Below are 18,701 nucleotides of genomic sequence, written 5' to 3' on the forward strand. Positions count from 1 at the left end.
TTTACTTCGCCTATTCAGCTAATTTTTATTACAATTATAACAAAATAATTTTGGCTTTGATGAAAACTGTATATGTATGTCAATCCTGTGGTCATAGCACTGGTAGGTGGGTAGGAAAGTGCATTGCATGTGACAATTGGGATACAGTTGTTGAAGAAATAGCAGTAAAAACGGGCAAAAGAAGTATATCTGCGCCAATTTTAATAAAGGCGTTATCGGGTAGCGAAATTATCACTCCAAGTCGTTTTCTAACAGGAGTAGAAGAATTAGATAGAGTTTTTGGTGGGGGTATCGTTCAAGGTGCTAGCATTCTAATTGGAGGCGAACCTGGTATTGGAAAATCTACCCTTTTGCTTAGAATTGCAGCTAATGTCGTGCAACTTTCCTCTTTTGAATGTCTTTATGTATCTGGCGAGGAATCTTTAGAGCAGGTGAGCCTCAGAGCAAAGCGTCTTAAGATAAATGAACCTAAAATTAAGCTTTTATCTACAGTGTCTTTAACTGATGTAGTAGCAACAATAAAGGAAAATAAAAGTATTAAATTTTTAGTAATTGACTCTATACAAACAATGTATGATAGCAGAATTACATCGGCACCAGGAACTGTAACTCAGGTTCGTACTTGTGCCCATGAATTAACCATTCTTGCAAAACAATATGGTGTTTCTCTTTTAATAGTTGGTCATATAACTAAGGATGGGCAAATAGCTGGACCTAAAACTTTGGAGCATATGGTAGATACGGTATTATATTTTGAAGGTGAAAATAGCAATCAATACCGTATTTTGCGTACTATTAAAAATAGATTTGGCCCTGCAAATGAAATTGGTGTTTTTGAGATGTCTGAAGCAGGACTTGTGCCTGTTGATAATCCATCATCATTGTTTCTGATGGCCCATGACAGAGAAGTAGTTGGCAGCGCTGTATTTGCAGGAATTGAAGGCTCAAGACCAATTTTAATGGAAGTTCAAGCGTTAATAGCAGGAACTAATATGGCAACCCCAAGAAGGGCAGTAGTTGGGTGGGATATTAATCGATTGGCTATGATCATCGCGGTGCTAAATGCTCGCTGTAAAATGTTTTTGCATGATAAAGAGGTATACCTAAACATTGCAGGGGGACTCAAAATACAGGAACCATCGGCTGATCTTGCTGTTGCTGCTTCCCTTATTTCAAGTGTAGTAAATTTACCGCTGCCAACTTCTTCAATAATCTGCGGTGAAGTTGCACTTTCTGGAGAAATTAGGAATGTCTCGCATGCTGATCTTAGACTAAAAGAAGCACAAAAGTTAGGATTCAAAAAAGCAATTATGCCTAAAAATGGTAATTACTCTTCTCATGATATTGAGATAATCAAGCTTGGTCACGTAAGGGAATTAAGAGAAATTTTTAATTACAATTAAATAATGCTTCAGCAAACTCTTTACTAGTAAACTCCTTTAAATCCTCTATACTTTCACCAATTCCTATAGCATGTAACTTTACCTTATAAGCTTCTGCAAGTCCAATTACTACTCCGCCCTTAGCAGTGCCATCTAGCTTTGTTATGATTAACCCTGTAACACTAACCATCTTACTAAATGCCTCTAATTGGCTATAAGCATTTTGGCCGGTAGTTGCGTCAAGAACTAAAATAACATCATGAGGGGCAGTGTCATCCAATTTCTTTATCGTTCTATATATTTTTGATAACTCCTCCATAAGGTTCACATTATTTTGCAGCCTTCCTGCTGTGTCAATTAGAACAACATCAACGTTATCTTTTATAGCTTGACTTACAGCTCTATATGCCACACTCGCAGAATCGCTACCATGCTCTCCAGTAACAATCAAGCAATCAGAACGTTCTGCCCAAATGTTTAATTGTTCACTAGCAGCAGCTCTAAATGTATCACATGCAACAAGCATAACGGACTTTCCCATCTCCTTATATTTATATGCGAGCTTACCTATAGTTGTGGTTTTACCATTACCATTTACTCCACATACCATTATTATATGTGGTTTTCTGTTTAAAATTAACGGTTGCACGACAGGGTTTAATATAGCTTCTATTTCGTTCATTAACTGCTGTGTGATAATGTTATGTTCAACTTCCTTGTCAAACTTGATGCTTGTGAGCCTGTCAATAATCAACTTGGAAGTTTTATGACCAATATCCATGCTAATTAGCAATTCTTCTAGCTCATCTAAAAGCGACTGATCTAATTTTTTTTTGCCAGAAAAAATACTTTTCACCCCGTCGCTAAAGCGAGAAGAAGTTTTTAACAAGCCTTTATAAAGGTTACTAAACAAACTCAAGGGAATACTCCTTTTTAAATTATAAACTTAATGACAATATAAAGAATGACATGCACTACGTGTATTTGTAAAGTTAAATACACTCACTTTTGTGTTATTCTGTGAGTAAAATATACCGTTTGCTAGTGTATTTCACTTTAGTTTTTAACCTAAATATGTTATAATGTAGGACAGTGGTTTATAGGTAATTTTATGAGTTATAATGAAAAAATTTTAGATCATTACGAAAATCCAAGGAATGTTGGCTCTCTGGATAAAAATGATCCAAATGTTGGTACTGGTTTAGTTGGTGCACCATCGTGCGGTGATGTAATGAAATTGCAGATAAAGGTCAATGACAAAGGTGTTATTGAAGATGCAAAATTTAAAACTTTTGGTTGTGGTTCTGCCATTGCTTCAAGTTCCTTGTTAACAGAGATGATAAAGGGAAGAACCATCAGTGACGTTACACAGATAAAGAATACTCAAATAGTGGAAGAGTTGTCTTTACCTCCAGTGAAGATACACTGTTCGGTGCTTGCTGAAGATGCTATAAAGGCTGCTATTCATGATTATCAAAGCAAACAAAGTAAAGGTGGACATTGAGAACTAAAGCATGAGTGAATATCAAGGAGTAAACGCTATAAAGAAAGATAAAAAACTTATTACTATAACTGCGAAAGCAGTAGAAAGGATAAGGTATTTATTGGACCAAAAGAAGCATACTAACCTTGAGAAACCGGAAGAAGCAATAGGAATAAGAGTGCTAATTAAACAAAAAGGATGTTCTGGTTTAAAATATGATATTGAATATGCGTATGATACTCGTCCTTTAGAGTCGATAATTGAGGAAAACTGCAGTGATGACCAAAAAGTCAAAGTGTTGATCGATCCAAAATCTGTCATGTTTATTCTTGGCTCTGAAATGGATTATGTAGAAGAAAAATTTTCATCGGGTTTTGTTTTCAAAAATCCTAATGAGAAAGGAAAATGTGGTTGTGGAGAGAGTTTTCATGTCTAGCAGCTATTTTACATTGTTTGAAATTGAACCAACTTTCAATATCAGCTTTGATGAGTTAGAGAAAAAATATATTGAGCTAAGCAGGACTGATATAAACGAAGGACAATCTAAAAATATAATTAATATTAACAAAGCTTATCAGGTGCTAAAGTCACCTCTAAAACGTGCCGAGCATTTGTTGAATCTTTTTGGTATGAAAAGCCAAAAGGATCATCTAAATTCTGAAATACTAAATGAATCAATGGAAATAAGAGAATATTTGCTGGACTGCGATGATCTACAATTTGCAAGTAGGATGGTTGATGAAAAAATAAAAGATTGCGTTAAAAACCTAATTAACACTTTTGCTGTAAAGAATTTTGATGGAGCTGCTACACAAGTCTTAAGATTGAAATATTTATATAAGTCATTTGAGGAGGTGAAAAAGAATGCAACCAATTCAAATTTCTGAACCAAATTCAAGTGAAGTAGTTTTTGGTATAGATCTTGGCACTACTAACTCTTTAATTGCTATGGTAAATAAAGCTGGCAACGTGGAGATATTTAAAGATGAGCAGGGAAGAGAGCTACTGCCTTCTGTTATTTCGTATGAAAATAATACATTGAAAACTGGCTGTGACGTCGGTCAAAATGCAATCTACTCAATAAAGCGTTTAATGGGTGAAAGTGTTGAAGAATTAAATAAAGAAGGCCTCAATTTTGAAATAGATAACGAAAGTGAAAAAGTTATTAGAGTAAAATGCTCAGAGGAAAAGTATCTTACTCCTGTTGAGATTTCTGCTGAGATATTAAAAGCTTTATGCGAGAGGGTGAAAAAGTCTACAGGAATGGAAGTAAAAAAAGCAGTGATCACTGTGCCAGCTTACTTTGACGATTCAGCACGTAACGCAACTAAATATGCAGCAAAATTAGCTGGCATAGAAGTTCTTCGTCTCGTTAATGAACCAACTGCTGCTGCACTTTCTTACTCCATTGAAAAGAACAACAGCAGCGGAATATATGCAGTTTACGACCTTGGTGGAGGAACATTTGATATTTCAATATTGAAATTACATCAAGGAGTGTTTCAAGTCCTTGCGGTTGGTGGTGATACCAAACTCGGCGGTGATGATTTTGATCACCTACTAAGTTCAATTGTACTTGATAAGTATAGAGAAAAAGTAGGTTTAAACAAGGAGTCGACAACACACCTTAATGTCATTCCAACACATAACGCTGGAACCTGCAATATCCGTACCGCGAAAGAATACTTAAGTGAAAATGTATCAGGCACTTTTGGCTTTAACATTAACGGCAAGCCATTTGAATGTGAAATAACTAGAGAGAAGTTCGAACAGGCAATAAGTCCTTTAGTTAATAAGACTATCAATATAGTCACTCGTACTATAAGTGATATAGATCTTAAAATTGATGATATAAAAGGAGTAATTTTAGTTGGTGGTGCAACTAAAACACCATTGGTTCAAAATTCACTAGTCAAGCTCTTTGGAAATAAAGTACTAAGTGAAGCAGATCCAGATAAAGCAGTGGTCATTGGAGCAGCTTTGCAGGCTCATTCTGTTCTCCTGGATGTTTTACCTTTATCACTTGGCATAGAAACTATGGGAGGCATAGTTGAAAAAATCATACCAAGAAATACGCCACTACCAGTTTCAGAAACAAAAGAGTTTACAACTTATGTTGATGGGCAAACAGCAATGAAAATTCACGTTTGTCAGGGAGAACGTGAAATGATCGAGGATAACAAATCTCTAGCACAGTTTGAACTAAAAGGTATACCGCCACTACCTGCAGGTTCTGCAAGAGTTGAAATAGAATTTACAGTTAACGTTGACGGAATATTGACTGTTACTGCAAGAGAAAAAACCACCAGAATCGAGCAGACAGTTGAAGTAAATTCAAGTTTTGGCTTAAGTGGAGCCGATATTCAAAATATGGTTGACCAGTCAATAAACAGCTTTGACGAAGATATGAAGGCTCGTTCCCTTGCAGGCGCTAAAATTAATGGAAATAAACTTATACACTTGGTTGAAAACAATAATAACCTTTCCACTGATCAAAAGTTAAAAAACCTATTACAAAACGCAAAAAACGCTTTACAAGGCAATGACTTGAATGAAATTAACAACGCTATCGCTGAGTTAGAAAGTTCTGCTTTAGAATTATGTGAATTAACAGATAGGTAGAGTTTACACAACTTTATGCAATATCCTGTCAAATCTCAAAGCAACAGGTAACCTGAAATTAAATGGTAACCAATCGACCTTTCCTAATTTAAATGATAAACCAACTATGCTTACACGCCCAATTATATTTTCCATTGGTACAAAACCAACTTCAGGAAACCTGCTATCCAAAGAATTGTTTCTATTGTCTCCCATAACAAAAAATTGATCGTTAGGTACATAATAAACCGTAGTGTTATATGATAGCTTATTAGAAATGTTATCTACCAAAATCTCATGCTCCTTGCCACTTAAAAGCGTTTCTATATATCTTGGTATGTTACGATTTGACTCATAATCAAAAAAACTTTCAATTTGCCTTCGCTCTACTTTCTGATCATTTAGGTATAATTCTCCCTCTATCATTTGCACTTTGTCACCTGGTGTTCCTATTACTCGCTTAACAAACCTGATGCTGTCATTTCTTGTGGGTTTGAAAACTACTATGTCGCCACGCTTTGGAGGGGTATAAAAAATCCTGCCGCTAAAAATGTTTGGAGAAAATGGAAATGAGTGTTTACTGTAACCGTATGAATATTTACTAGTAAAAATGTAATCCCCTTCAAGTAGGGTGCTTTTCATTGAACCAGAAGGTATATGAAATGGCTCGAATAAAAAACTACGTATTGATAGCGCAATCAACAGTAAAAAAAACAATGAAGATAAAAATCTTCCCGTTCTTATCACCCAGTTTTTGCTTAGTTCTTCCAACTTTTCCAACTTTGTTTTTCTTATAGATTAAGCTTATTATAATACATAAATTAAAAAATGGTAATATGAAATTTTACTTGTGAATGTTATTCCTCTATTCAAAACAATTTTGAAAAGGCGGTTCATTTCTTTCAACGGTGTCATCCAAGTAGCGTGACACATAACTGTACGAACATTGCAATTTGCAGGTGGCAGATGAAAGTAGCTGACACTGAGATCCAGAAAAAAGAATGGTGTCATCCGAGTAGCTGAAACTGGTTCCTGCAATCTCATCGAAAATGTTGTAACCACTTTCTATGCTAATTTGCTTGTAAGCAACCTGGATCCCAGTGTCGGCTACTTGGATGACACCATTATAGAGTGAACCAGTGTCAGCTACTTTCATGACACCATCTGGATGCAAATTTCCTTAAACGTTCGTAAACTTAAAACTTTACTTTAGGTCAAACCGCTGTATAGTGGCTTTATAGCTTTAGTTTTACAATGAATATACCTAGTATAGAAAATTGTGATCTTCACAATAAAACCGTTTTACTCAGAGTTGACTTCAATGTTCCTATAAAAGATGGAGAAATTCGTGACGTCACTCGTATTTTGAGAGCATTGCCTACTATTGAGTATTTAGTGAATGCAAGTGCAAAGATTATTATTATATCGCATTTCGGACGCCCAAAGGCCAGAGACAATAATCTGTCGCTAAAAAATGTAATTGACACTTTATCGCAGTTACTAAATAAAAAAGTGAAATTCATTGATGATTGCGTTGGTGAAAAAGTGCAAAAAGCAGTGAGTGCTATGGATGCAAGAGATATAATATTACTAGAGAATCTAAGATTTTATAAAGAGGAAGAGCAGAGTGACTCAAATTTTGCCAAACAACTAGCATCTCTAGCGGATATATATGTAAATGATGCATTTTCTTGCTCTCACAGAGCTCACGCTTCTATTTCACGCATTACAGAGTTTTTACCTTCCTACGGGGGATTTTGCTTACAAGATGAGCTAAAGTATCTTGAAAAAGCTGTATCGTTTAAAGCTAAACCTATTACTGCGATAGTTGGGGGAGCCAAAATGTCAACTAAGATAAAAATGCTTATAAAGCTAACAGAAAAGGTTGATTACCTAGTTCTCGGAGGTGCAATTGCTAATAATTTTTTGTTATTTAGCAAAGTAAATATAGGAAAATCTTTCTTTCAAAATGGTGTTGACGACCTTCTACATAATATTGTTGAAACAGCAAATAAAAACAATTGCAAAATAGTTGTGCCAGAAGACGTTCTGGTTGCAGTAAACTCTGATTACAGCACTAGTATTTCAAGAAGAACTGAGTCCATTTTGGACGGTGATATAATTTTGGATATCGGACCACAAACTTTGAGTACAATAAGCAGTATAATAGCAAGCAGTAAGACTCTGCTGTGGAATGGACCTATTGGTGTTTTTGAACATTCAGCTTTTGCAAGTGGTACAATAGGGGTAATGAAAGTCGTAAGTGACTTAACGCACAAAGGAAAGTTAACCAGCATAATAGGGGGAGGTGATAGTCTATCTGCAATAAGCGCTGCAGGCCTTACCGATAAGGATTTTACATATGTTTCCACTGGTGGAGGAGCGTTTTTAAGTTGGCTGGGTGGTGATGAAATGCCGGGAGTTGCTGCTCTGCAAAAATGATTAGATTAAAACTTTTTTAAATTGTTTCTTATAAGCTAGCTTTTTTGTGAACGTGATTATGTCGAAGACAGTTAAACTAATTTTGTGTTTAATAATACCAATAATAGGATTTATTTTTTATATTAAGGATCATTATTTTCACACCAGTTATGTAGAAGAAAATGTTAAGGTCAATTTTGAACCATTGTTCAGTTCACAACCAGGTTATATACCACCGTTTCCAGAATTAACTGACTTCGATAGAGGAGTGTTGAAAGTTTGTGGAGATTGGGGAGCACATCCAGATAAAGAAGATTTCAAAATTTTACTTAGTTGTCCGCAGCATCAAGAAGTAGTGAAAGGAATATATGATAAGCTTGATCATCAAGTGATTACGCCAGATGCGGATTTGGAGTTATTTAAAGATGAACTGGCTAACATTTGGTTTACAAATAGTGGAAGTGAAAAAGAAACTATAGGGTTTGGACATATTTTTTGTGGTGAGCCAAACGATAAATTAGGTGATATGCATTTTGTAGGTAGATATGTTGAAGCTCAAGAAGATAAATGGGCAGGTGCAATTTGGAATGATAGGTCCCTATGCAATAAATCAGATATTAAGCCACCAGTTTATACATTTGGAATGAAATATTTGGGTAAGGATGGGGAAGTGAAAGTTAAATGCCCAAATGGATACGCATATAACCTTCATGCCGATGATATTTTAATTTCTGCAACTAAGGCGTTCAAGGAATTAGGAAAAGATGGAATGTGCCTATATGAAATGGAAGATGACAATTATCAATCAGTGTTTGTAAGAAAGAATGATGCTATACTCACGTTCTATCCCGACTTAACACCAAAATGTGATGATAAGAGTACTTATTGTAGCTGCAGTAAATCTTAATTTATTTCAGCCAAAGATATATATAGCTAAAGTGGCTTAGGTTTACCTACAATTTGAAAAACAAAAATTCGTCATCCCGCTGCTCGTTAGCGGGATCTAGAGATACCGCGAATGAATCGCGGTATGACGTAGGGAAACCTTTCTTGGGTTAGCTATACCAGCAATGATGCCGTTACTTCAAAAATCAGGTAAACCTTTCTTAGGTATATTTTCAAACTCACCAATTAAAGTTTTTATATCTTGCGGTAAATCAGAGACAAATTCCATGTATTCCTTACTTTTTGGGTGGTATAAGCCCAGTATATAAGCATGTAGTGCTTGCCTATTGAAATTATGAATGAAACTAGAGTTTTTAGCATATTTTGTGCTTTTACTACTATTTTTTCCGTAAACTTGATCACCAACTATGGAATGTCCTATGTGGCTCATGTGGACTCGAATTTGGTGTGTTCTGCCTGTCTCTAAAGTGCATTTAACCAGGCTTGCTTGTCCTATAATTTTCTGCACTAAATAGTGAGTGATTGCTAATTTGCCTGTGATTTTTGTTACACACATCATTTCTTTATTACCGCGTTTGGGAGCAATGTTAGTTTTTATAGTTCCCTGCTGGGAAGATAATGCTCCCCAAACTACTGCTAAATATTCTCGCTTTATTTTACGATTTGATAACAATTCAGACAAAAAACTATGGGCTTCCTCATTTTTTGCAATTACCATCAGCCCACTAGTATCTTTATCGAGTCTATGAACAATTCCTGGTCTTACATCAAGGCGAGCGATAACTGCGTTCAAGAGCGTATCATTGTTTGTCCCAGCACCAGGGTGCACTGTTAATCCACTTTGTTTACTCAGAACTATAATGTCCTCATCTTCATAGACGATATCAAGTTTTATGTCATAATTAGGCTCAATTGATGTGGATATGTTAGGTTGAACGAGATGTACTATATACTCTTCACCTGATTTTACTATGTGATCATTATTAATTATCGGTGTGCCAAGTAATTTCACCTGCTCATTCTGTATCAATCTTTGCGCTTTACTGCGCGATATGTTGCATTTTTCAGCTATATAGGTGTCTAACCTTAATTTCTCTTTATCATTATTAACACTTAAGGTTATTACTGAGTGATCTATAGTGATTTACCCCGCGCCATTTCCCATGCTGCTTGAATATTTTGATTTACGAAATCAACTTTTGTACTAGGAAGATCACCTTGTTTTTTAATATGGCAAGTTGTTTGAGAGCCATCTTTCCAGTGAATTATTATCTTGTTATCAAAATCCCGTAGTGTTGCCTCAACCTTTTTTTCTTTATTATCTTTTTCTTCCAGCTTAATAGATTCTAATAAATAATATAGAAAGTCACTTGGTTTGCCGTTGATTTTTTCTTTCCACTTGTCTGTTCTTTTTCGTTCAAGTAAATCTTTTTCCAGCTGCCTTACTCTGTCTTGTTTTTCTAAGACTGCCATTTGTTCTTGTAGCTTCTTCTCTTCATCTACTAATTGATCAGTATTATCTTCATTATCAGGCTCACTTGGTCGGTTGTGTTCTTCTAATAACTGTGTCTGTATCTCTTGATCTGCAGATTCATTAGTACTAGTTTGCATATCTTTATTTGCAGATCGATCAGTATTAGATTGACTACTGCTTCCTTGCCCATTTTGTTGAGGGTTGGGGTTATTAGGTGCGTTAGGCAGTCTTTCATCTGCAAAAGTTGCTCCGGATAATCCCATACAGGCTCCAGGTTTAAGTCTAGATATTCTATCTTCTAAAGTCTCTGCTAGATTACTCAAGTTGTTTACTAAACTCATTACCTTTTCTATGTCCACTTCACTCAGTTTACCTTTTACGTCTCCGCTAACTTCTTTACACAGAACATCCACACTTTTACTAATATTTTTCAGGCAGTCAGTTATTTCTTTACTAGCAGTTGTTTTCACCTCATCCACATTTTTCTTTATATCTTTTTCTAATTTATCAAGTAAAGCTTTGAGATCCTTCCCTATACTGCCAAGCGTTTCTTTAATGTTAATATTTGCAGGCTTTAAAAGACTATTATCAAGTAAATCGCAAGCTTTTTTAAGGTTACTGCGAAATGAGTCGCAAAACGGACCAAACAGTTCTTTTATTAGAGATATTAGTTCATTTTCCTTTTTACCAAGCTTATTTTCTATTACTGATACAACCATGCCCTTTCCAGACCAGTATGGAAGTAGAAGACCTAAAGTACTGTGGTTTCTAATAGTATGATTTTCATAATCTACGCTATTACTTATTAGATTGCTAAGTGTTGATATGATGCATACAAGAATAACAACTAATAAAGATATTAATGTTATTGAAACATTAATGGATTGTGATATTGCTGAAACTACTATAATAGCACCAAATACATATGATCCAGTAAACAAGAAAATCCTATTTCTATTTTCTGCTTTTATATCTTCTAGTATTTCTCTCTGCATCTTAGAAATTGGTAAAACTATTGAAAGCTTTTTCCTCTTACGATCTAAATTTGTTACAATTTCAATTTTTTCGGCTTCTTGAACAATCTGGCTGTACTGTTCATCAACTTGATAGTTTCCTACTTTTTTATCTATCTCATTCTCTTTTATTTTTTGTGTATTTATAAAGTTTATAACAGCAGTAAATAAGAGAACTGCAAGAGGAATAAAGGCAAGAGGTGCTGGCGTGAACGTAAACCCAGCAATACTTACTGTAACAGGCTGAATAGAAAAGGCAGTAAATGCTATAAGAGTAGCAATGGTACTTGCTATCGATATAGTACCAGAATACTTTCTTATAGAGCTCAAAATTCTACTGGGCTGGTCAGCAAGTTTTCTAAATCCTAAAAAATCAAAATAGTCTTTGAAAGGATCTTTAGTGTCTGTAACCATAACATTTTTCTAGTTTTAATTTATTTAGGTATACATTAACCAAACCTTAAAATCAAGTTTCTTAATTTTTCAACATGTGCCAAGGCCGGTTAGAGCGCACTGTATTAATCTTTACGTAACGATTTGTTAACCAAATTGAATGTGTGCCATATGTTTTTAGATTGGTGTATTTAATAGTTCTAGTATTACAAACTGAATAGTCGAATTCACTTAATTGAATTATTAAATCAACTTTATCACAATTTTCTGAAATATCTTCTTTTTTATAAGCAAGCAGTACTGATTTATTATTTCCTTTATTATATATACAGCCATAATCGTTGCACTTTAGTCTTTTATCTGGATTGCTATATTTTGTATGATTCAAAATTTGGTTCTGCCCATTTTGTTTCGCCCATGTTTTGACAACAAAGTTCCTATTTTTTCTGGTGAGAGAATATAGTAAGTTATCACTCTCCTTTGCAGCAACATTATCAGCATTTATTAGGATGTCGGGGGTTTTATATGCGGTGCTAAAGCAAATACCTAGTACAATAAAGAAAATTCCGAAGAAACGCCAATTTCTTTCCCACAAGCACAGCCACAATAAACCAAGTGTTATGATAATAATTGATGAGGCAGGAAAAGTACGAATGGGAATAACCAAATACTGAAGACTAGCGATTGCATTTGTTATATACAAGATACTGTCAATTGGGCGCTCTATAAATGGCGCTATAATCCATTCAATACCTAAAGGAATCAATAAGACATAAATTATTCCAAGTGGAATAATAATTAATGTAACTATTGGTATAGCAACTAAATTTGTGATAATACCACTAATTGAAAAATAATTAAAATTGTATATCGTGTACGGAACAGTTGCTAAACTTGCTATTACTGAGCTGATCATTATCGACACAAAATATTTCATTATTTTTATTTTGAACAATTTATTAGCATTAATTTGATAACTGGCAACCAGTGCCAAAACCGCAGAAAATGACATCTGAAAGCCTTGCTTTAAAATTGCTTCTGGTTCTACTGAGAGTATCACTGCAGCAGCAAACGCAATTGCTATTAACCCTCGATATTTTCTCTCTATCATTATTGCAACGAGTACTAAAATCACCATGATGTAGGCACGCTGAGCAGAAATTTGCATACCGGTAATCAACAAATAAAACGTGGTTGGCAAGATAGTAAGGAATGCAGATATTTTCTTGGTGTTATACTTAAGAGTCAAAGTTTCAGATATTGCGAATAAATTACGAAACACTATAAAAAACAGGCCAGCAACAAATGATAAATGCAAACCAGATATGGCAAACAAATGTGCTATACCTGAATCTCTTATCGCATCCATAGTTTTTTGGTCTATTCCGTCCTTTTTGCCGATTAGTAATGCAGAAATTATGTCTGCATGTGGTTTTTTAATATTTTGCTGCAGGTTTTCATAAATGTATTGACGGAAAGATTCTATATATTCTTGAAATTTCCTTGCTTCAGCCTTTTTGTGCAAAGCTATTTTGCTTGTTGCAAAACCTGTTGCACTTATTTTCTGATAATATGCTATTCTTGCAAAATCATATGCATGCTCCGAGGGCGCAATCTTTAGAGGGAAGAGTTTTGCTGATAATTTTACTTGATCGCCTATTTTAATGCCTTTTTCCACTTTGGTTCTAACTGATATTCTGATGTTATCTAGAGCTCTATCCGGTGTCATTCCAGTGCGTAACGCTGGAATCCATATCTTTTTTTTCTGGATCCCAGTATCAAGTACTGGGATGACAAAAGGGGGTGCTGGGATGACAGGAGAGGATTTTGAGATAGTAGAGACAGAAAGCAGAAATTGTTTGTATGAGCCCCTGTCGTTAATATCCTTCACTGTGGCAATTATATCTTTTACGTATCTCTCTTTATCAAGAATTTGAGTATCAACTAAAGCTGTTCTTAATTTACTAGCTGTAAATCCTATGAGCACTGCAATTAAAGCAATGCATAGTATTGTGTACCTTTTGTGCAGTATCGCAATCAGAGTTAGTGTAGGTGGAAGCAAAAGAAAAATAGATATAGTGAAAATGCAGCTTGGTTCAAAACTTAGGGAAAAATAGGTTAAAATCCCTACACACTGGCACACAGGAAACCACAGTATCAAGTTATATTTTTCATTACGTAGGTTATGACGTATATATCTAACTATTATGTCAAAAAAAGTTAATAAATATACTAATATACGACCCATAGCGGATTTTATCCTTGTATATCCTATAATTGCAAGTATAATAGCTAAATAAACAACGACGCGGGATGGAGCAGCTCGGTAGCTCGTCAGGCTCATAACCTGAAGGCCGTAGGTTCAAATCCTACTCCCGCAACCATTTTCCAACTGTGCGAATATTGTGGTTTCAGGTAGAAACTACTTGACAAATTCCCCCAGTCCCCTTATCATGATACTGAAGGTATTCAGTTATCTTCATCTGTGCAGATTAAACAGCAAAAAACAACGTAGTTGGCGTCTTATTTTTAATTTTTTGCACTATGTGCACCTTATGTCTTCACAACATTTCTGGGTTTTTACCTACACAAGCTGAAACGCGCTTATAAGTCGTTTAAGACAGTATAGAACGCCGATTTGCAGGATTAGAGAGTGACAACTAGCTAACACGGGGTTTCTTTTGCCTTTTTTTTCTGCTTAGTAAATTTCTTAAACATTTAAGATAAGGTGAGTTGCACTTAAAAGCAGCTAAATTGCAGTGTTTAAGACTTAAAAAACGCCAATACAGAAAATAGACAGTGACTAGGGCTTCTTTTGCCTTTTTTTTTATTTGGTAAATTTCTTAATGTTTGTAGCTAAAGTAATTTAGGCCTACCGACAACCGTCATCCCTGTAAAGGTCAAGTATCCCGCTACTTGTTAGCGGATGAGATACCGCGAATGAATCGCGGTATGACGGTCTGCTGCTTGTTAGCGGCTAAGAGATACCGCGGCGGTATGACGGTTCGTGGCGGTATATTCGTCATCCCGCTACTTGTTAGCGGGATCTATGTTAAGAGATACCGTGGCGGTATGACTTAGGGCTGCTGTCATTCCAGTGCTCCTTTTTTTGTCATCCGAGTAGCCCCTTTTTTGTCATCCCAGTGTCACGCACTGGCATTTGTTGTAAACTCACTTTTACTCTATGGTTATCTTTTTATACTACCTTGTCTACCTTATTTTGCCGCTCCGCTGAACGGACACGAACAAAGAGCATAACTAAACTACTAATGACTGCTGAGTGAACTTAAGATCCAATACAGACTGCTTAGCCTTTAACACTTGCTCTTCACCATGAACAATGCGTTGATAAATAGTTTCTTTTGAGCATTCTTTTTTTAAGAACCTAAAAGCAGATGCAGCAAGATATTCTCTATTTTCTTCAAATGCTAACCAGTAACGGTTTTCTTGCTCACATACAAAACCTGTTGTGTTAGAGCCAGCAAAAATATCTAAAACAACATCTCCTGGTTGTGTTAGAAACTGAATAAAAAATTGAGGTAATTTAGCAGGGAATCGAGCTGGATGCTCTTTTACACCTAGTTCCTTACATGCAGCAAGATACTGGCTGTTAGATTCTGAATTGGGAATCTGCAAAAGATTTGATGGAATAGCTCCTCCATTATCTTTACCAAAGCTACTACCAATATTATGTCCTGATGGTCGTTCTTTTGGAGTATAATAAGCCTTTGGGTTCTCGATAAGTTTTTTCATGCGGCCACTGTATTCCACTAGCACCTTTGTGACATCTGCTTTAGGCCACTCAGTTTTGCTGAACCACCATACTGTATTAACAGAATCTTTTGCTCTGATTTTTCTCTTATTTACCCATTCAATTGGACTTGGCAATTTAGAAGGATTATACCAATAGAAATCTTCTGCAAGGAAGAAGCCTATGTCATCACAGAAATATATAAGCACTCTAAAATTATATAAACTTCTGGATGGCACGCCTTTTTCATAAGCCCCACCTAGATCAAGTACAAAACTGCCTGTATCTTTGAGTTTGCTATGTACTAATTTTGCAAATTGACTAAGCCATGCAACATATTCGGCTTGGGATTCATTTCCGTATTCTTTTTTTCTTTGCAAAGCAAACGGTGGACTGGTGATTACGAGATCTAAGCTATTATCTGGTAATTGCGGCAATAGGTTAAGAGAGTCTCCACAATATGCAGCTCCCTGTCTGTAGTATATGTGGGTTTATTATTAAATTTAAATTTTTCCAATATATGTGCCATATGAAAGATACTTATAGTCTGTAGACTTATAATTGTCAACTATTATCTTACAAAGATGACAAAAATAAAAAAACAATCTTTGCGGTTACTTCTTTCCCAGAATATACGAAAGATAAGAAATATAAAAGGGCTTTCCCAAGAAACTCTTGCTGATTTATGTGAATTACACAGAACATATATAGGCTCCGTTGAACGTGGTGAGAGAAATATCTCTATAGATAATGTTGAGCGCATAGCAGATGCCCTTGGTGTTGAACCTACTGCACTTCTAAATCAGGATCAAGACAGAAAATGTCTGAAAGATATATTTCCTCATATACGGAAGTACCAGGAGTTTGCTGTTAAGCATGGTATAAATGATATCTTTCAGGATAACGGCGGGAAAATCCTACAAGTCTTATTACTAACTGGACTCACTATTCTTCCAGCACGCGAGGGAAATGATGCCATTGATGAGTATGGTAATGAATATGAGCTTAAATTAGTAAATGCTCTTCTTACAAAAAGCTTTTCTACTCATCATCATATGAATCCGACAATAATTGCAAAATACCGAAAGGTGGATTGGGTATTTGCTATTTATGAAGGAATAGAGCTAAAAGAAATATATAAATTAACGCCGCAAGACCTTGAACCATATTATATTACATGGGAAAAGAAATGGCATGATACTGGTGGTAAAGACATCAATAATCCCAAAATTCCTTTAAAATACGTCAGAGATAAAGGTAAGCTTCTTTGTGATGAAAGAGTATGTGACCGCCACTAACTTCCTTCGTATCTGTTCAGGTGCATGGCTAATGTACAAATACTGAAACAAAAATTCCAGTGTTCCCTTTCTTGTCATCCCAGTGCCCAGACACTGGGATCTAGCTTTTGATCGAAAATGTTGTATAGTGTGCCTGTTTACAGTCAATTTTTCTGAATCCCAGTGTCTGGGCACTGGGATGACACCATTTATTGTAAGCTCACATTTACTCTATGACTATCTTTTTAGAGCACTTTGTCTACCTATTTTGCCACTCTGCTGAACGGATACCTTCCTTCAGCTTTCCAATAACGAATGTAGCTAGGGATATAGTTGTTCTATTTTCCAATCGCTTCCCTCAACAAGGGTGTATCTAAATCTAATATGCTTCCTATATTCACCTTCTTGCCAAAATTCAATTACTTTTGGGATTACGCAAAATCCCACCCAAAAGTCAGGACGAGAAACTTGTGTATTGTAAAATTCTTTCTCCTTCAATTTTATAGCTTGCTCAAAATCTTGCCAATCTTTCAGAATGCTCGATTGTTTTGAGCACCATGCGCTAATTTGACTATCGCGCGCTCGAGAAGAGAAGTATTTGTCAGTTCTTTCATCGTTTAGAAGTTTAACATCTCCTTCAATTCGTACTTGCCTAGCAAATTCTACCCAGTGAAACACTAACGCAGCTTTAGGGTTCTCGGTCAATTCTTTTCCTTTTCTACTATTTATGTTAGTGAAGAACACAAAACCTTCTTTACTATATTCCTTTAGTAATACTACTCTTGCAGATGGAATGCAGTCTTTGCTACAAGTTGCTAGCGTCATTGCAGTTGGTTGTTTACACGGAGAATTAAGTACTTCTTCATACCACTTTGAAAACAAGTTAATCGGATCTTTTTCAGGTAAAAATGTCATATTCAAAAATAAAATCTTAATTCTGACATACGTTGCAGAAATAAGTGCTACGGCCATTTTGTCGTATAAGTGTTATGATATTGTTGCAGATTTTGCAAGGTTTTTGAACTTTACCATATACGTAAAAGTTATTTTGAAAGTATCCAGCAGATCCAGATGGCTGTGCATAATCTTTCAGTGTTGAACCGCCTGCAGCAATTGCATCACTCAGAGTATTTTTTATTTCAGCAGCAAGTTTTTCGCACTCTCTATAGGTCAAGTCTTTTGCTGACCTGAGTGGTGATATGCGGGCTCTAAACAAACTTTCAGAAGCATATATATTGCCTACGCCAACTATTAATTTATTGTCCATTAATGCTGATTTGATATTCACTTTTTTGTTTTTCAGCAACTCCTGTAAATAGTCTCCACTGAATTCATCCGTGAGGGGCTCTATTCCAAAACCATCAAAAAAATTTATTTCTTGTTCTTTGCTTAAAATAATAACTAATCCAAATCTTCTTGGATCATTAAAGATTATTGAAGTATTATCGGAAAATAAAAATACCACGTGATCGTGCTTATTCCGCACTTGATCATGGTCAGCATATATAAGCTTTCCGCTCATGCCAAGATGTATGATTACAGCCATACTACCATCTGTATTCCAGATCGTATACTTACCTCTACGCTTGATGTTGCTTATGACTTTGCCCTTTAGCATATCATCAATATTTTTTGTTATTGGGGCACGTAAATTCCAATTATTAACTATAACATTGCTAATTTGCTTGTTTTTAATTTTATCAAGCAAGAAGTTAGAGATTATTTCTACTTCTGGTAGTTCTGGCATCTTGTCTACTCTGTTGCTGCTTTTTTCTTTTCAAAATATTTTGCTTTAAAGCTTTCGCTAATCTTTTTTTCTCCTCTTCTTTTTCCTTATTCTTTTTTGTATTATTCATTATCATAATATATAAACTTGCCGTTGTAGCTCAGGTGGTAGAGTACGTCATTGGTAATGACGAGGTCCCAAGTTCGAGTCTTGGTAACGGCACACTGATTACACTTATAATATTGCATAACTTGTAAGCAAGGCTTAGAAGAAA

The 18,701-nt window shown here is 35.5% G+C and carries 18 protein-coding genes and 2 tRNA genes; 10 read left to right on the forward strand and 10 right to left on the reverse strand.

Annotated features, from left to right (window positions below):
* Window positions 1–59: 59 nt before the first annotated feature.
* Window positions 60–1,403, forward strand: a complete 1,344-nt coding sequence (gene radA / locus OOK84_RS06360; protein WP_264732599.1) for a DNA repair protein RadA — start codon at window positions 60–62, stop codon at window positions 1,401–1,403.
* Here the strand turns inward: radA and ftsY are convergent.
* Window positions 1,390–2,301 (reverse strand): signal recognition particle-docking protein FtsY, encoded by a 912-nt coding sequence (ftsY, locus tag OOK84_RS06365; protein ID WP_264731680.1) that lies wholly within the window; start codon window positions 2,299–2,301, stop codon window positions 1,390–1,392. The two genes, radA and ftsY, sit on opposite strands and share 14 nt — an antisense overlap.
* A gap of 192 nt (window positions 2,302–2,493) precedes the next feature.
* On the opposite strand from ftsY, the gene iscU reads away from it, so the two are divergent.
* The 4 genes from iscU to hscA are packed head-to-tail and all read left to right on the forward strand — an operon-like array spanning window position 2,494 to window position 5,487.
* Complete coding sequence (gene iscU, locus OOK84_RS06370) at window positions 2,494–2,886, forward strand: Fe-S cluster assembly scaffold IscU (protein ID WP_114516867.1); 393 nt, start codon at window positions 2,494–2,496, stop codon at window positions 2,884–2,886.
* Window positions 2,887–2,896: 10 nt separating this feature from the next.
* On the forward strand, window positions 2,897–3,301 hold the full coding sequence (locus tag OOK84_RS06375) for a HesB/IscA family protein (RefSeq protein ID WP_264328899.1): 405 nt from the start codon (window positions 2,897–2,899) through the stop codon (window positions 3,299–3,301).
* Window positions 3,294–3,752 (forward strand): iron-sulfur cluster co-chaperone HscB C-terminal domain-containing protein, encoded by a 459-nt coding sequence (locus OOK84_RS06380; RefSeq protein ID WP_319803093.1) that lies wholly within the window; start codon window positions 3,294–3,296, stop codon window positions 3,750–3,752. The genes OOK84_RS06375 and OOK84_RS06380 overlap by 8 nt, the downstream gene beginning before the upstream one ends.
* The gene (gene hscA, locus OOK84_RS06385) at window positions 3,730–5,487 is read left to right on the forward strand and encodes a Fe-S protein assembly chaperone HscA (RefSeq protein ID WP_264731684.1); all 1,758 of its coding nucleotides are present in this window, start codon (window positions 3,730–3,732) and stop codon (window positions 5,485–5,487) included. The genes OOK84_RS06380 and hscA overlap by 23 nt, the downstream gene beginning before the upstream one ends.
* Before the next feature lie 3 nt (window positions 5,488–5,490).
* On the opposite strand, the gene lepB is transcribed toward hscA, so the two are convergent.
* A complete protein-coding gene (lepB, locus tag OOK84_RS06390; protein ID WP_264732601.1) occupies window positions 5,491–6,237 on the reverse strand; it encodes a signal peptidase I in 747 nt (248 codons plus the stop codon).
* Window positions 6,238–6,331: 94 nt separating this feature from the next.
* The gene (locus OOK84_RS06395; protein ID WP_264731686.1) at window positions 6,332–6,640 is read right to left on the reverse strand and encodes a hypothetical protein; all 309 of its coding nucleotides are present in this window, start codon (window positions 6,638–6,640) and stop codon (window positions 6,332–6,334) included.
* Between the two features lie 80 nt (window positions 6,641–6,720).
* Here OOK84_RS06395 and OOK84_RS06400 point away from each other — a divergent pair, with 80 nt between their 5' ends.
* Window positions 6,721–7,908, forward strand: a complete 1,188-nt coding sequence (locus OOK84_RS06400; RefSeq protein WP_264731688.1) for a phosphoglycerate kinase — start codon at window positions 6,721–6,723, stop codon at window positions 7,906–7,908.
* A gap of 58 nt (window positions 7,909–7,966) precedes the next feature.
* Complete coding sequence (locus tag OOK84_RS06405; RefSeq protein WP_264731690.1) at window positions 7,967–8,794, forward strand: EndoU domain-containing protein; 828 nt, start codon at window positions 7,967–7,969, stop codon at window positions 8,792–8,794.
* Between the two features lie 177 nt (window positions 8,795–8,971).
* On the opposite strand, the gene OOK84_RS06410 is transcribed toward OOK84_RS06405, so the two are convergent.
* The 3 genes from OOK84_RS06410 to OOK84_RS06420 all read right to left on the reverse strand — a co-directional run bounded on the left by OOK84_RS06410 (window position 8,972) and on the right by OOK84_RS06420 (window position 13,921).
* Entirely contained in the window at window positions 8,972–9,937 is a 966-nt protein-coding gene (locus OOK84_RS06410) for an RluA family pseudouridine synthase (protein WP_264732603.1), read from the reverse strand.
* Window positions 9,928–11,694: a hypothetical protein gene (locus OOK84_RS06415; protein ID WP_264731693.1), complete on the reverse strand. Its 1,767-nt coding sequence runs from the start codon at window positions 11,692–11,694 to the stop codon at window positions 9,928–9,930. The genes OOK84_RS06410 and OOK84_RS06415 overlap by 10 nt, the downstream gene beginning before the upstream one ends.
* A gap of 61 nt (window positions 11,695–11,755) precedes the next feature.
* A complete protein-coding gene (locus OOK84_RS06420) occupies window positions 11,756–13,921 on the reverse strand; it encodes a ComEC/Rec2 family competence protein (protein WP_264731695.1) in 2,166 nt (721 codons plus the stop codon).
* A 59-nt stretch (window positions 13,922–13,980) separates the two neighbouring features.
* Here OOK84_RS06420 and OOK84_RS06425 point away from each other — a divergent pair.
* Window positions 13,981–14,057 (forward strand) — tRNA-Met (locus OOK84_RS06425).
* A gap of 874 nt (window positions 14,058–14,931) precedes the next feature.
* Here the strand turns inward: OOK84_RS06425 and OOK84_RS06430 are convergent.
* The gene (locus tag OOK84_RS06430; RefSeq protein WP_264731697.1) at window positions 14,932–15,804 is read right to left on the reverse strand and encodes a DNA-methyltransferase; all 873 of its coding nucleotides are present in this window, start codon (window positions 15,802–15,804) and stop codon (window positions 14,932–14,934) included.
* Between the two features lie 204 nt (window positions 15,805–16,008).
* On the opposite strand from OOK84_RS06430, the gene OOK84_RS06435 reads away from it, so the two are divergent.
* Window positions 16,009–16,722, forward strand: a complete 714-nt coding sequence (locus tag OOK84_RS06435; protein ID WP_264731699.1) for a helix-turn-helix domain-containing protein — start codon at window positions 16,009–16,011, stop codon at window positions 16,720–16,722.
* A 300-nt stretch (window positions 16,723–17,022) separates the two neighbouring features.
* Here the strand turns inward: OOK84_RS06435 and pdxH are convergent, their stop codons facing one another.
* From pdxH to OOK84_RS06450, 3 genes are read right to left on the reverse strand one after another with little or no spacing between them, the layout of a single operon-like run.
* The gene (gene pdxH, locus OOK84_RS06440) at window positions 17,023–17,616 is read right to left on the reverse strand and encodes a pyridoxamine 5'-phosphate oxidase (RefSeq protein ID WP_264731700.1); all 594 of its coding nucleotides are present in this window, start codon (window positions 17,614–17,616) and stop codon (window positions 17,023–17,025) included.
* Between the two features lie 16 nt (window positions 17,617–17,632).
* A complete protein-coding gene (gene mutM / locus OOK84_RS06445; protein WP_264731702.1) occupies window positions 17,633–18,448 on the reverse strand; it encodes a bifunctional DNA-formamidopyrimidine glycosylase/DNA-(apurinic or apyrimidinic site) lyase in 816 nt (271 codons plus the stop codon).
* Window positions 18,414–18,557, reverse strand: a complete 144-nt coding sequence (locus OOK84_RS06450) for a hypothetical protein (protein ID WP_264731704.1) — start codon at window positions 18,555–18,557, stop codon at window positions 18,414–18,416. Before OOK84_RS06450 ends, mutM begins: the two co-directional genes overlap by 35 nt.
* A gap of 19 nt (window positions 18,558–18,576) precedes the next feature.
* Between OOK84_RS06450 and OOK84_RS06455 the strand changes: the two genes are divergently transcribed.
* Window positions 18,577–18,649, forward strand: a tRNA-Thr gene (locus OOK84_RS06455).
* Window positions 18,650–18,701: the final 52 nt, after the last annotated feature.

Origin of the sequence: Wolbachia endosymbiont (group A) of Sphaerophoria taeniata, from assembly GCF_947250735.1 — a bacterium.
In the GTDB taxonomy this organism is placed as follows: domain Bacteria; phylum Pseudomonadota; class Alphaproteobacteria; order Rickettsiales; family Anaplasmataceae; genus Wolbachia.